General features: G+C 39.0%; 15 protein-coding genes. 11 read left to right on the top strand and 4 right to left on the bottom strand.

The genetic code is table 11. The annotated features are described in order from the left end of the window. Positions 1-214: 214 nt before the first annotated feature. From ACMGGO_RS13280 to ACMGGO_RS13270, 3 genes are all read right to left on the bottom strand, one after another. Positions 215-919, bottom strand: a complete 705-nt coding sequence (locus ACMGGO_RS13280; protein ID WP_048390571.1) for a Fic/DOC family protein — start codon at positions 917-919, stop codon at positions 215-217. A gap of 3 nt (positions 920-922) precedes the next feature. Next, positions 923-1,108: an antitoxin VbhA family protein gene (locus ACMGGO_RS13275; RefSeq protein WP_288580595.1), complete on the bottom strand. Its 186-nt coding sequence runs from the start codon at positions 1,106-1,108 to the stop codon at positions 923-925. A 304-nt stretch (positions 1,109-1,412) separates the two neighbouring features. Next, on the bottom strand, positions 1,413-2,585 hold the full coding sequence (locus ACMGGO_RS13270) for a multidrug effflux MFS transporter (protein ID WP_181574682.1): 1,173 nt from the start codon (positions 2,583-2,585) through the stop codon (positions 1,413-1,415). A gap of 276 nt (positions 2,586-2,861) precedes the next feature. On the opposite strand from ACMGGO_RS13270, the gene ACMGGO_RS13265 reads away from it, so the two are divergent. From ACMGGO_RS13265 to ACMGGO_RS13250, 4 genes are all read left to right on the top strand, one after another. Further along, entirely contained in the window at positions 2,862-3,713 is an 852-nt protein-coding gene (locus tag ACMGGO_RS13265; RefSeq protein ID WP_420281953.1) for a GNAT family N-acetyltransferase, read from the top strand. A 103-nt stretch (positions 3,714-3,816) separates the two neighbouring features. Next, the gene (locus ACMGGO_RS13260; protein WP_066037504.1) at positions 3,817-4,350 is read left to right on the top strand and encodes a GNAT family N-acetyltransferase; all 534 of its coding nucleotides are present in this window, start codon (positions 3,817-3,819) and stop codon (positions 4,348-4,350) included. Positions 4,351-4,510: 160 nt separating this feature from the next. Next, on the top strand, positions 4,511-4,726 hold the full coding sequence (locus ACMGGO_RS13255) for a hypothetical protein (protein WP_054548789.1): 216 nt from the start codon (positions 4,511-4,513) through the stop codon (positions 4,724-4,726). 136 nt (positions 4,727-4,862) lie between these two features. Continuing rightward, positions 4,863-5,642, top strand: coding sequence for a class I SAM-dependent methyltransferase (locus tag ACMGGO_RS13250; RefSeq protein WP_374806165.1), 780 nt, complete (start codon positions 4,863-4,865; stop codon positions 5,640-5,642). A 209-nt stretch (positions 5,643-5,851) separates the two neighbouring features. Here ACMGGO_RS13250 and ACMGGO_RS13245 read toward each other — a convergent pair whose 3' ends face one another. Beyond that, entirely contained in the window at positions 5,852-6,247 is a 396-nt protein-coding gene (locus ACMGGO_RS13245) for a hypothetical protein (RefSeq protein ID WP_048390581.1), read from the bottom strand. A 192-nt stretch (positions 6,248-6,439) separates the two neighbouring features. On the opposite strand from ACMGGO_RS13245, the gene nagZ reads away from it, so the two are divergent. The 7 genes from nagZ to ACMGGO_RS13210 all read left to right on the top strand — a co-directional run bounded on the left by nagZ (position 6,440) and on the right by ACMGGO_RS13210 (position 13,489). Further along, positions 6,440-8,128 (top strand): beta-N-acetylhexosaminidase, encoded by a 1,689-nt coding sequence (gene nagZ / locus ACMGGO_RS13240; RefSeq protein WP_374806164.1) that lies wholly within the window; start codon positions 6,440-6,442, stop codon positions 8,126-8,128. Between the two features lie 66 nt (positions 8,129-8,194). Further along, positions 8,195-8,992, top strand: a complete 798-nt coding sequence (locus tag ACMGGO_RS13235; RefSeq protein ID WP_374806163.1) for a helix-turn-helix domain-containing protein — start codon at positions 8,195-8,197, stop codon at positions 8,990-8,992. 24 nt (positions 8,993-9,016) lie between these two features. Then, a complete protein-coding gene (locus ACMGGO_RS13230; protein WP_374806162.1) occupies positions 9,017-9,631 on the top strand; it encodes a hypothetical protein in 615 nt (204 codons plus the stop codon). A gap of 203 nt (positions 9,632-9,834) precedes the next feature. Further along, positions 9,835-10,542 carry a purine-nucleoside phosphorylase gene (gene deoD, locus ACMGGO_RS13225; protein WP_374806161.1) on the top strand — a complete coding sequence of 236 codons (708 nt, stop codon included), beginning with the start codon at positions 9,835-9,837 and terminating at the stop codon, positions 10,540-10,542. 62 nt (positions 10,543-10,604) lie between these two features. Beyond that, the gene (locus ACMGGO_RS13220; RefSeq protein WP_036081191.1) at positions 10,605-11,786 is read left to right on the top strand and encodes a NupC/NupG family nucleoside CNT transporter; all 1,182 of its coding nucleotides are present in this window, start codon (positions 10,605-10,607) and stop codon (positions 11,784-11,786) included. A gap of 170 nt (positions 11,787-11,956) precedes the next feature. Continuing rightward, entirely contained in the window at positions 11,957-12,385 is a 429-nt protein-coding gene (locus tag ACMGGO_RS13215; protein ID WP_054548783.1) for a hypothetical protein, read from the top strand. A gap of 165 nt (positions 12,386-12,550) precedes the next feature. Continuing rightward, entirely contained in the window at positions 12,551-13,489 is a 939-nt protein-coding gene (locus tag ACMGGO_RS13210; protein WP_374806160.1) for a rhodanese-related sulfurtransferase, read from the top strand. The last annotated feature ends 30 nt before the right edge of the window (positions 13,490-13,519 follow it).

Below are 13,519 nucleotides of genomic sequence, written 5' to 3'. Positions count from 1 at the left end.
GACTGACCTCAACAGTATAGACAAATAAAAAAATACACCTTCGATTGAATATGGGGTTAAAAACTAAATTTCAATTAGGAGGTGATTTTTCTAAGAGTAAAAGGTTTTAAATGAATTAATTGATCCCATTTGCGAAATATATATATAAAGGATGATGATTCAATTACAAATCACCATCCTTTTTAGCGTATTAAATCTGTAAATAAATCATTCCTTAATCCGTTTCAAAGGGCTTTTCTTTATACTTGGAAACATCATAACGCCCAATTACTTGATAATTAGACGTTTCATCGTCAGCCTTGAATTTATTGAAATCAGCTACATCCAGAGCATCTGTCATCATCTTCAATAAATATTGTGGTTCCGGAGCTTCTTCTACTGCTGCAAGAACTAGTGCATTTCGTAAATATCCTGCATACTGTGAGAGCAATTGAGCATTGAAGTCTAGCCTATTTGCTTCAGCAAAAAGCTTCATGAAAATCGATACCGTTCGTGTATTTCCTTCTCGGAAAGGATGAACACGCCAAAGTTTTGTCATAAATGAAGAAAAGTCCTCAACAAGGAGAGGATTAGAATACTTCCATTGCTTAGATTTAGACCAACTGAAAATAGTTTTTAAATCAGATACAATGTGATCTTTATCACTATAAGCAACAGATAATCCACTTAAAACATGTTCGCTTTTATAAATATTGACTGTGCGGAATTCTCCTGCCCATAAATATAGCTCATGAAAAAGGAAGTGATGAATCTTTTGGAGACTTTTATATTTTTGGAAGTCAATCTCATGCGTGATAGAAGAAATATCTATAATCCCAGCGATTAACAGTTGTGCTTCAACGTCAATCAATTGTTGTTCATCTCGAATATTTAATTTGTTGATTAAGACATTTGTATTAGGATAAATATATGGATCCATAAACTACTGTGAAGCCCTTGTATATTTTTCAACAATCGCTTGTTTCAATTGGCTGGATGATACTTGACCATTTTCATATTGGTTTAAGAGGTTCTGTGTAAATGCGCTCGGTTTTCCACCGTCAATGGCAGCCATACCAACTGCGAATTGCACTTGCTTTTTACGTTCTAAGGATGAATTTCCTTTCATAAATAACACCCCTCACTTTAATGGTATATCTATTATATCAGTTTTATGCATCAGGAGATAGTTAGATCACTGCACGATGCCTACTGACATAGTTCAATCTTTGTCATTAAGTATTTACACTTTGAGTGAGAAAATTCAATAGGTGCCAGTGGGAAAAATTTAGAGCTAGGCTATCCTATAATCAAAGTGGGTGAAATTTTACGAAGAGTAAAATTTCACCCACTTTTTCTATTCGGAGAAGAGGTTTTGTTCTAGTCTTTCATCTATCTAAAAGCGATAGCGATTGGAAGCCCGCTTTCTTCCATTATCGAATAAACTTTCTCCCGCAAAGCCACATTATCAAGGATAGACCTAAGAAATAAAGTGGCATTGTCAGTAAAGAACCGTTATGCAGTAAGCTCATACCAGATGTGATGGCACTGACGAGTAAGTAATAGCCGAGACTAAAGATAGCGCCTGCTGTGCCAATCACATCCTGAAAATCTACTAACGCTAAACTTAAGCAATTAGGAAGTGCGATGCCCGAGCCTAGCAGTGTGATAAAAATAGTAATCAGCATACCAATGGCCATCATGCTCGCGTGCAATGGCAGGGTACAAACGATGGTCAAAAGCAAAGTGCCACCAAGCATTACCAAACAGCCAACATGGATGATTTTTTGTGGCGAATGGCTGATGACGAGTCGCTTTGAAATCATAGCCCCAATTATGGAAGCAAGGGCAACGATAATGCCAAGAAATCCGTACAGGCCAGGTGACAGCTGGAAATGCTCGATGAATATAAAGGGTGCTTCGGCATAGTAGCTAAATAGAACACCATTAATGCCTCCTATTAGTAGCCCATAGACAAGCACGATGGGTGAAGCAAAAATGCGTTTGACGACAGGCCAAATCGCTGTTCTTTGTCTTGTTGCAGGATTGGTTGTTTCTGGAAGTCTGCAATAAGCATAGATAAACAACAGGATACTCATGATGACAAGGACAAAAAACACGGCTCGAAAGCCCAGTGCTTGATCCACCCAACCACCAATTAACGGCCCTATAGCTGGGGTAAAGGCAATGACGGCTGAAATTTGAGCAAACATAGCATGGCGTTGACTTCCCGTCACACTTTCACGCAAAATGGTTTGCGTAATAATGGAGCCAGTTGCAGCGCCGAATGCTTGTAGCAATCGACTTGCTAATAGAAAAGGGATTGTCTCTGCGTAAAAGCAGAGTAGGCTACCTATTCCATAAAAAATTAAACCACCTAGCATGGCAGGTCTACGGCCAATAAAATCAGAAATCCATCCCCAGCAGAAAACGCCGAACGCAAAGCCAATAAAATAGATACTTAATGTTAATTGGACAGAGCTATTGGCTACATCAAGTGCAGCGGCAATATCCGGAAGTGATGGTGTGTATATTGTTTCACTAATTTGTGGAAAAGCCACAAGAACAATCATTAATAATAAAGATGGTACTGCCTGTTTTTTCAACATATTGCCCTCCTACAAGCAAAATTCTACTTTGTTAGTTACAAGTAGATTGCGTAGCTAGGGAAACGGCGGGACCATTATAAGAATACGTTCATAGGATGTCATGTTGAAATCACCTTTATATGCTTGAAGTAGGAGTGCATAGTCTAGCAACTATTATAGGCTATTTTACAATAATTATATAGTAATAATTGCTAAAGCTAAGAGATATTGCTTGTATATGGAAGGGGGATTTTGTAAAATGGAACATATGTTCTTTTGAGAGGGTGTATCTAATTGAATTTTGATCTAACTTTATTTACTTCTAGTGATATTCAGGGATTAATCGAGCTATCAGCTTCCGTTGGATGGGATTACGATGCCTACGAAATTGAAACGATTATGGCAGCAGGTAGAATAGTTGGACATAAAAATATGGAAGGAAAAATTGTTTCCAGTGCAGCCATTATTCCCTACGACACAAATGTAGCTTCCATTGGCATGGTGATTGTGCATGAGCAATGCAGAGGTTTTGGCTTAGGTAGAATCGTTACACAAGCCTGTATCGATAGTGTTTCAGCGGAAACAGCGATTATGCTCGTAGCTACAAAAGAAGGACAACCTTTATATCAAAAAATGGGCTTCACAACTGCTGAGCATGTACATAAATATTTGGCAGACAAATATGTTGAGACGACCAGCGAAGCCGATTTTTTAGGCACCATCAAAGAATTTCAAGAACAGGATTTTGAACAGCTGGCCAAACTTGACGCAGCAGCCTTTGGGGATAGTAGAAGAATCTTTTTGCGTAAAAGAATACAGCAGTCACAGCGCTGTGTTGTTGTCAAAAATCAAGACAACCAAATGATTGGCTATGGCTTAACAATCGCGGGGCCAATTTATCTACTTTTAGGACCAATCGTCGCGCCAAGTAAAGAAATAGCACATCATATTATCAATGAATTGGCTAAGGGCTATCAGGGAAAATTACGTATCGACTGCCCATCTGTTCAAAAGGAGCTTGGTCCAATTTTACAACAAAGTGGCTTTACGATGGCTGCCACACCACCTATCATGATCCGTAATGCCAAAAAAATACCTCCAAGAAATCAAACATTATATGCTCTAGCAGCACAAGCCTTCGGATAATCAAACGTGCAAGCCTACTTTGGGGTTTGCACGTTTGTATTGTCAAAAAAGGATTTTGAAGGAAGAGTAGAGAATGATATGGATGGTAGAGGAGGGGAACAGCATGTTTCCAGAATTAGAAACAGCAAGACTTAGGTTAAGAGAACTCACAGAGGAGGATGTTCCTGCGATTTTTCGTTGCTTTTCCAATGAGGCTTTAACACGCTATTATGGGCAGGAGCCTTTTGCTGACACACAGCAGGCTGAGCAGTTAATTAAGCAATTTGCTAAAAATTTTGAGGAAAAGCGTGGGATTCGTTGGGGAATTGAACGAAAAGATTCGAATGAAGTGATTGGTACAGTTGGCTTCCATTTATGGTCGGCGGCACATCAACGAGCAGAAATTGGCTATGAAATTCATCCTGATTACTGGCGGCAGGGTTATACAAAAGAAGCTGTGCAGAAAGTAATTGCATATGGTTTTGGGGATATGAACTTAAACCGGATTGGAGCCGTTGTTTTTTTAGAGAATGAGGCATCTTCCAAGCTGTTAATTCAGCTTGGATTCCAACAGGAAGGCATATTGAGGGACTATATGTATCAAAAGGGACAAGCACATGATACATTTATCTATTCTTTGTTAAAAAAAGATGAATAACGTAGCTTTAGCGCTTTTATAGAATAATCATTTACTTGGAAATGGATAATAAATAATAATTTAGATGGAGTTTTGAGGCTGCTTTTTTCGGTTATAGTTCTTATATGAACAACAATTCATAAGTTCGTGTAAAAAAGTAACAGATGAGGGGCTGGGTGTTATGGAGCAATATAGCACAGCTTATTTTCAAAAGCTAGATTTACTGTCAAGCTTATACGCGGGACAGGCTGCTTTAAAGGATTCCCTTCCAACAGAGAAGGTCAAGCGGATGGAGCGCTATCAACAAATTGAAGCGGCGATTACAAAACTAAATAACGAAATTAGAATAATTGAACGGACCATATTAAAGTCCTCCCATCCTACTAGAAATAGTTAATGGTAGCTCAACCCATGCATATCCCAGCATGGGTTTTTCATTTGATAAGGTAAGCTTATGTATTTTTATAATAATTATAGATTTTTCTTATGGGTGATCTACTAGTACACTAAAATAAAAGGGGAAGGTGAAGAGAATGGGGATTGATTTTCATAATCAGCAACATCGTACGTCTTATACAACTAGACAGGCAGATAGCTCATGGAAGGCAGCGTTAGCGAAACATATTCCTTTTCATAGTATGGGAAGGGCAGTAGATATCGGCTGTGGCGGAGGGATTTATGCCAAGGCACTTGTCGATATGGGGGTGGCATCTGTAACAGGTGTAGACTTTTCACTAGCCATGCTAGACGGAGCGAAAGAAAATTGTCGAGCATATCCGCAAATCACATTTGTGCAAGGAAATGCTTTCAATACAGGGCTTGCAGGGGATACTTTTGATATCGTGCTTGAAAGAGCCTTAATTCATCATATGCAAGATGTCAAAGCATGCTTTCAAGAGGCATTTCGGCTTTTACAGCAAGGCGGTTATTTTATCGTACAGGATCGCACCCCAGAGGATTGCTTACTTCCAGGGGATGCTCATCATATAAGGGGCTATTTCTTTGAAAGTTTTCCTTCGCTTATTCAAAAGGAAGTAGAGCGCAGACACACTAGTCAGTTGGTGACAGAAAGCTTACAAGAAGTAGGCTTTCAAGAAATTAGTGAACTCAAACTATGGGAGACGAGACAGGTCTATGCCAATAAGGAGCAATTATTGGCTGATTTACAAGGTAGAGTGGGGCGTAGTCTATTACATGAGTTAAATGACATCCAATTATCGTCCCTTCTTGAGCATATAAGGAATGCAATTACCACTGAAGGTTCCATCATTGAAAAGGATCGATGGACGATTTGGATCGCCAAGAAAAAATAATAACCACCTTCTGGAGAGGATCAAACCTCTCCATTTTTATTCGATTGCAGCATCAAAATCTTACTCCGCTTTCTCAGAGTTATCCGTCAATTTACAGGATCTATCCGCCACTTTTAACTTTCTATCCATCACTTTAGGGTTGCTATCCACTACTTTGCACATTTTATCCGCTTTCCCAGAGAAAACCCTTATAGCATCACTATAAGGGATTATTTAGCAAGTGCTAGCAAAAATTCATCGCGGTCTGCTTCTTCCTGCATTTTACTATCGACAAGCATTGCACCTGATTGAACACTTGTGATGTCGTTGTCTACCAGAAACTGTACATTGACCTTGGCTACTTCATTGTTAACCGTGCAATCACCCTCAAACTCTACAACATCCTGTCCCTTTTGTGTTTCAAAATAGACCCAATATGGATTTTCACAGGCAGAGGCAAAGGCACTCTCCAAAGTTTTTGCGCTATTTTCATAGGAATAGTTTTTTACGTATGTAATATATTCATTGTCTGTAATATCCTTTTGTGGACCATAGAAGTACCAAAATACCGCTAAGATACCGATTGGCACAATCCACAGTATATTTCTTTTACTTAATTTCCCCATGTGTTATATCCCCCTTTATGTGAATATTTTAACATCTTCTTTTGCATTTTTGCTAGCTTACGATAATATTTTCTATTGAAGGCTGCGATTCTGTTCACAGCGTGAGCTTTGAATTCAGGTGGCAGTTATGATAACGTTAGTTGATAGATTTGTTTCGATGTCGCCAAATGGCTTGGTGAAGGAGGTTTTTACATGCATAAAAGAAGACGTGGTGTGCTGCTAGTTCTTGTGCTGATGTTAATGGGTCTAGCCTTTTTTATCGGCATGAAAGTGAGGCCAGTCACACTACCGACTAGAAATCCTGAGACAACGCCCGTTCAAGAGGATGCGTCCGAACAGGAAGGTGGTTCAGACAATATAGAGGTCCTCATTCAGGATATTGCTCAATTCGCGCGAGAAGGAAAAGTACCTGATGTGCCATTTGCAGCAGGAGATACAGAACAACAAGCGGTTCGTGAGCAATGGGGAGAACCGCAGCAGGTTACTGAATCCGCCAATGGACAATATGAAAATTACGAGGATGTGACGATTGGTTATCGAGGTTCACTGGCCTTCGATATCCGTTCATCGAAAGAGAATATCAAAAGCATTCGTTTAGCAGATATTAAAAATAAGTTGGGTGAACCTGATGAAGTTCGTTACTATCAGGATCCTTCAACCGATCAAATTATTCTTGTCTACCAAGTAAATGCCAGCTATCAATTAAAGTGGATTTTACCGAAACCGATTGACAGTGATGCCAATCCTACTGTTCATCATATTTCGGTCTATACGGAACTGAAGCCACAAGCGCCAGATACGGTGGAACAAATGACATTGGACGAGAAAATCGGTCAAATGATGTTTGCAGGTGTTTCAGGTACGACGCTTCAGCAGGAGACAATAAGCCTTATTCAAAAGGCTAAAGTAGGTGGTTTAATTCTTTATGGCAATAATCTTGAAACACCCCAGCAAACGGTCACATTGATGAATGACTTAATGGCTGCCAATTCGAATAATCAGCTACCACTTTTCCTTGGCACTGACCAAGAGGGTGGCAAAGTAGTCAGATTACCAGGCGCTTTAAAAAATTTCCCAACGAACCGAAAAATTGGGGACATTAACCAATCCAAGTTTTCATTTGAAGTAGGCCAATTATTAGGGGAGCAATTAAAGGCATTTGGCTTCAATCTGGACTTTGCGCCTGTATTAGATGTAAATAGCAATCCGAATAATCCAATTATCGGGGATCGTTCGTTTTCCAATGATCCAGCTATCGTCAGCAAATTGGGCATTCAAACAATGAAGGGTCTGGAGTCGGAGCAGGTTATTCCTGTCGTGAAGCATTTCCCTGGGCATGGTGACACATCTGTGGATTCCCACTTAGAATTGCCAAAGGTGACAAAAAGCTTGAACGACTTGAATCAGCTAGAGCTTGTCCCATTTAAAGAGGCCATTAACAATGGTGCAGATGTCGTCATGGTCGCACATATTTTATTGCCAAAAATTGATCCACAGTATCCTTCCTCCATGTCGAAGGAAATTATCACGGGTATGCTAAGAAAGCAACTGGGCTTTGACGGTGTTGTGATGACTGATGATATGACGATGAAGGCCATCACGAATCATTATGCGATCGGGCAAGCAGCTGTCGATTCAATCAAGGCTGGTAGTGATATTATTTTAATCGCTCATGAATATGCCAATATTACAGCAGCGATAGAAGCGGTGAAGGTAGCCGTCAGCAATGGGGAAATAACAGAGGAACGCATCAATGAAAGTGTCCAAAGAATCCTAAAACTAAAAGAAAAATATCAGCTTGTCAATCAGCCCGTGCCAGCAGTTGATATCAACAAGCTTAATACGGACATCGAAAAAGTTTTGAATACGTATATGAAATAAACGCAAAAAGGGACATACAGCTACCAGTGTATGTTCCTTTTTGTGAATGATGGATAGGGTGAGAACGTGGATAAGGAATTCAAATTAGCTAGTCAATTATTACTGTTACTAGATTCTGAACAAAGATGGTTTACTTTAGGGGAGGTTGAAAAAAGCTTACATATTTCAGATAAGACCATACGGAAGCTCGTAGAAGAGATCAATCGGCAATTACCAGCAGCAATGACGATTGACGTATCTAGAGGAAAGGGAATTTTTCTACAACGAGATGGGCGAAGTACAACCGTTAGTGAAGTGCTTTCGAGCATGTTCAGGCAAACCATCTTCTATCGCTTCATGCACTTATTGTTTATCAATGGGCAACCTTATTCGATGGAGGAGCTAGCAGAGGCGATGTTTATGAGCACTTCCTCGTTGAAGAAGCTGATTACGCAACTAAATAATCATGATTTGAAGCCGTATAAGCTACGCATTACATACTCGACGCCCGCCGTAAAGGGAAATGAATTGAATATCCGCTATTTTTATTGGAAATTATATGGTGATGCCTATGAGTATACAGGATGGCCATTTACCAATAGTGACTTTGATTTTATCAATCAATGCATCACGCAAATAGAGCATGAGCAAAGCATTGTTTATTTTATTAACTCCAAAAGGAAATTATCCTTTTTAGTGGCGATTGTCTTGGAAAGAGTACGAAAGGGGAACTATGTCAAAATTACGGAGGATGATTACGCTTGGGAAAGAGGAATGTTCTATTTGCCAGTAAAAGACTTTGCACAGGCACTGGAAGAAAAATTTTCGATTGAATTACCAAAGCGTGAATTGTTTTTTATGCAATCTCTATTTAGTCTAAGCTAATATCATTATTATGAAGGATCAGACATGACGCCAATGAAGGAAATCGAATTATATAAAAATAAAGAAATTGATCAAATGGCGAAGCAGTTGTTCACCTTATTGGCAAAGGCTTACCCTAATCTACATATGAATGAGCGGTTTAGCTTGGAGGTATATGAGTTTTTAGACAAGCTTTTAATCGATAATGCCATCCCTGAATGGCTGATGATTTCAAAAAGTAATTTAACAAACTATGTTCAAATTGAATGTCAGCAAATTTACCAAGATATGCAGGTCTGTATGCAAACATGGAAAAAAGCGTACCCTTCTATCCTGTATAATGACTTTCATTTAACCAAGCTTACCTTGCTTGTTCGTTCAGGGCTACGTTATAAAAGTAAACGAGCCTTCTTGGTCATTGGAGAGGAATTTTCAATCCGCCATTATATCGCCAATTTAATCAAGAATGAAATTGGGGACCAGCTGATTATTAATACCTCTATTATGAAGGGGTTAACGGATGAGATGGTGCAGCAGCATCACATTGATTTTGTCATAAGTAATTTTCCCGTTGCCTTGACGACAGTGCCGGTTGTTATTATATCTACGATTCCTACCAAAAGGGACTTAGATAATATTCGTCAAGAATTACTTCGGTAATTTGGTCAATTATTTCCCGTACACAACGTAACAATCTGGTCTAGTTTGTCAGGTTTATTAAACCTTATACTCATAGTAGTTTCTGAACAGATTTCTTGTAAAAGAAGTAGTTTTGGAAATGGCTATGGGTATTTTTTATTGGTAAATGAAAACGGTTACCTAATTGGATTGGAGATAAATGACAAGTTTTTGGAGGAATGAAAATGAGTAGACATTTAGGAGCAAAAAAGGGAGAAATAGCTGAGCGTGTCTTGCTACCTGGAGACCCTTTACGTGCAAGATTTGTAGCAGAGCATTTTTTAGAGAATGTCTATTGCTATAACGAAGTAAGAGGAATGTATGGGTATACAGGAATGTTCAAAGGTGTACCGATTTCCGTGCAGGGGACGGGCATGGGGAATCCATCGATGAGTATTTACGGTACTGAATTGGTCAACGATTATGGCGTGAAAAAATTGATTCGTATTGGCACATGTGGCGCGATGCAACAGGACATTCAAATCCGCGATATCATTCTAGCCCAAGCAGTGTCTTCAGACAGCAATTTGACGGAGAAAATTTTCTACGGCAATAATTACGCACCAATTGCGGATTTTTCCTTATTAATGAAAGCGTTTCAACTAGCGCAAGGGAAAAAAGGCAATGTGTTTGTTGGCAATATTTATAATTCAGATGAATTTTATCGCGAAACATTAGACAGGCTTCATAAGTTTATGGAATTCGGTGTTTTAGGGGTAGAAATGGAAAGCACCGCCCTCTATACGTTAGCCGCAAAATATGGAGTAAAGGCATTGTCTATTTTGACGGTAGGTAGTCAACTATTAACAAATGAAAGCTTAACGCACGAGGAAAGTGAAAAATCCTTTTTTGATATGGTGGACATTGCTCTTCATACAATCATCGATGCGTAAGAGATTGCATGGGATGGGAAGAAAAAGCATTTGAAAACATTGTTCGTTACGGAGGGGACAACATGCATTATATTATTTCGATAGTAGGTCTACTACTCGTGCTATTTTTAGCATGGCTTGCAAGTAATAATAAGAAAAAGATTAAATACCGCCCAATCATTGTGATGATTGTTATCCAGCTTGTTTTAGGGTTTCTATTACTGAAAACAGGTATTGGGGAATTTTTAATTAAAGGATTTGCTGATAGCTTTGCAAAACTACTTGAATATGCCAATGAAGGCACAAATTTTGTATTTGGTGGGATGGCGAATGAGGGTGCACATACATTTTTCCTCTATGTTTTAATGCCAATCGTATTTATGTCAGCCATCATCGGCATATTGCAACATTATAAAATTCTACCGTTTATGATTAAATATATAGGTTTCGTATTAAGTAAAATCAATGGCATGGGAAAACTAGAATCCTATAATGCGGTTGCAGCGGCAATCGTAGGGCAAAATGAAGTATTCATTTCAGTGAAAAATCAAATTGGCTTTTTACCAAAGCATCGGCTTTATACCTTATGTGCTTCTGCGATGTCAACGGTATCGATGTCCATTGTGGGCTCCTATATGACGATGCTAGAGCCAAAGTATGTAGTGGCAGCTCTCATATTAAACTTGTTTGGTGGTTTTATCGTGGCCTCAATCATTAACCCGTATGAAGTACAAGCGGAGGAAGATATAATCGAAGTGCAAGAAGGTGAAAAGCAAACGTTTTTTGAAATGCTAGGCGAATACATTATGGACGGTTTTAAGGTAGCCATCATCGTCGGGGTTATGTTAGTAGGCTTTGTTGGGTTAATTGCCCTCATTAATGGTGTGTTTAATGGCATTTTCGGTATCACATTCCAAGGTTTCCTAGGCTATGTCTTTGCCCCAATTGCGTTTGTCATGGGTGTACCTTGGCATGAAGCTGTGAATGCAGGGAGTATCATGGCGACAAAGCTTGTGGCAAATGAATTCGTTGCCATGCTGGACTTCGTTAAAATCCAAGATAGCTTCAGTGAGCGTACAGCAGCGATTGTCTCTGTATTCCTCATATCCTTTGCTAACTTTGGCTCAATTGGTACCATTGTAGGTGCCGTAAAAGGGTTAAATGAAAAGCAAGGCAATGTAGTGGCACGCTTTGGATTAAAATTGCTATACGGTGCCTCACTTGTAAGTGTTCTATCAGCCATCATTATTGGGATTGTGTTTTAAAGAGAAGAAATGAGAGGTGCATATTTTAGGCGTATCAATCCCTAAAATATGCTTTTTTTTTGATCTTTTGTCAGGTGAGAAGCATTGTAACTTTCTTCCATGATTTTCGTTGGATCTATTAAGAGGTTGAATTGTACCAATAGTAAAAATTTATAAGGGGAAGGATAAGAATGAAAACTTTCTATCATTGTTTAATCATGTGGATACCTTTTATAGTGCTGTTTGCCTTAGCTGGATTTGGCTTAGAAGTTTTAGAAGGAAGAAAAATCAGGACATCAGAATATATGACGGGATTTCGTGATTTAGGCGTTGGTTATATGTTCTTAATGAGCTCTTTTGCTTTTATTCTCTATCCGATTTCGTTTTTACCGTTAACATTTATTGTGAGTCATTTTATGAAAAATTGGCTGTTCAAAGTGGTTACCTTCACTTTATTTGGTGGGGCAATAGGGGCTTTTTCTTTCGTAATCATTTATGATTCGCGATTTATAGAAGAATATAATTTAAGTATTATCAATTCGATGCTTATTTTTGGTATTGCGAGTTTACTCTATGCTTTAGTAGAAAATGCGGTGAAGAAAAATATAAAATTTGTTTAACGAATGAATGTGTCTTTTTTTATCTAGCGGCATATGGAAAATTATTTCTACTCATTTCAGTCTAATTACCGATAGCATATTAACGGATTATCCTTTATGGTTAATAGGTCGTAAAAGACACTATCAGGAATATCCTGCAAATATTGAAATGATAGGTGGAAAACAATGGATTATCGAGTTTTATTATATTACCATTACACGAAGATTGAAGACCCAGAGACGTTTTCAGCAACGCACTTAGAAATGTGTAAAGAAATCGGTTTAAAAGGTCGTATTTTAGTAGCCAATGAGGGCATTAACGGGACTGTTTCGGGGACGATTGAGCAAACAGAGCAATATATGGCAAACATGCAAGCAGACCCATTATTCGAAGGCATTGTCTTTAAAATTGATGCGGCAGAAGGACATGCATTCAAAAAAATGCACGTTCGCCCACGTCCTGAGTTAGTCAACTTAGGCTTAGAAGAAGACGTCAACCCACATGAATTAACAGGTCGCTACCTGTCACCAGAACAATTCCTTGCTGAAATGCAAGATGAAAATACAGTAGTATTAGATGTGCGTAACACGTATGAATACGATGTCGGCCATTTTCGTGGCGCGATTCGACCAGAGGTAAAAAATTTCCGTGATACACCAGAATGGGTCCGTGCAAACCGTGAGCTCTTTGAAGGGAAAAATGTTTTAACATATTGCACGGGTGGTATTCGTTGTGAGAAGTTTTCGGGTTGGATGAAACGTGAAGGCTTTGGCAATGTCGGTCAATTACATGGTGGTGTAGCAACATATGGAAAAGATCCTGTGGCGAAAGGTCAATTATGGGATGGGCAAATGTACGTTTTCGATGAGCGTTTAACGGTGCCAATCAATCAAGTAGAGCATGTGATTGTCGGTCGTGATCACTATGACGGTGAACCTTGTGAACGCTACATTAACTGTGCAAATCCTGAATGTAACAAGCAAATTATCGCATCTGAAGAAAATGAAGCAAAGCATTTAGGTGGCTGTACAATCGAATGTACACAGCATGCGCGCAATCGCTACATCGTGCGTCACAATTTAACAGAAGAGCAAGTAGCTCAAGCAATTGAGGCGTTAATTTAAACAAACAAAGCGTTATTAAATATCTTTCAT

The sequence above is a fragment of the Lysinibacillus sp. BNK-21 genome (assembly GCF_048684915.1).
In the GTDB taxonomy this organism is placed as follows: domain Bacteria; phylum Bacillota; class Bacilli; order Bacillales_A; family Planococcaceae; genus Lysinibacillus; species Lysinibacillus capsici.
The sequence above is the reverse complement of the archived record's forward strand: the minus strand, read 5'-3'. Positions and strand labels throughout refer to the sequence as shown.

What these genes read in the sequence shown, in the direction of transcription:
- ACMGGO_RS13260 (WP_066037504.1), top strand. Translation starts at nt 3,817, where the DNA reads ATGTTTCCAGAATTAGAAACAGCAAGACTTAGGTTAAGAGAACTCACA.
- ACMGGO_RS13230 (WP_374806162.1), top strand. Translation starts at nt 9,017, where the DNA reads ATGACGCCAATGAAGGAAATCGAATTATATAAAAATAAAGAAATTGAT.
- ACMGGO_RS13210 (WP_374806160.1), top strand. Translation starts at nt 12,551, where the DNA reads ATGGATTATCGAGTTTTATTATATTACCATTACACGAAGATTGAAGAC.
- ACMGGO_RS13215 (WP_054548783.1), top strand. Translation starts at nt 11,957, where the DNA reads ATGAAAACTTTCTATCATTGTTTAATCATGTGGATACCTTTTATAGTG.
- ACMGGO_RS13255 (WP_054548789.1), top strand. Translation starts at nt 4,511, where the DNA reads ATGGAGCAATATAGCACAGCTTATTTTCAAAAGCTAGATTTACTGTCA.
- ACMGGO_RS13220 (WP_036081191.1), top strand. Translation starts at nt 10,605, where the DNA reads ATGCATTATATTATTTCGATAGTAGGTCTACTACTCGTGCTATTTTTA.
- ACMGGO_RS13245 (WP_048390581.1), bottom strand. Translation starts at nt 6,247, where the DNA reads ATGGGGAAATTAAGTAAAAGAAATATACTGTGGATTGTGCCAATCGGT.
- ACMGGO_RS13250 (WP_374806165.1), top strand. Translation starts at nt 4,863, where the DNA reads ATGGGGATTGATTTTCATAATCAGCAACATCGTACGTCTTATACAACT.
- ACMGGO_RS13280 (WP_048390571.1), bottom strand. Translation starts at nt 919, where the DNA reads ATGGATCCATATATTTATCCTAATACAAATGTCTTAATCAACAAATTA.
- ACMGGO_RS13275 (WP_288580595.1), bottom strand. Translation starts at nt 1,108, where the DNA reads ATGAAAGGAAATTCATCCTTAGAACGTAAAAAGCAAGTGCAATTCGCA.
- deoD (WP_374806161.1), top strand. Translation starts at nt 9,835, where the DNA reads ATGAGTAGACATTTAGGAGCAAAAAAGGGAGAAATAGCTGAGCGTGTC.
- nagZ (WP_374806164.1), top strand. Translation starts at nt 6,440, where the DNA reads ATGCATAAAAGAAGACGTGGTGTGCTGCTAGTTCTTGTGCTGATGTTA.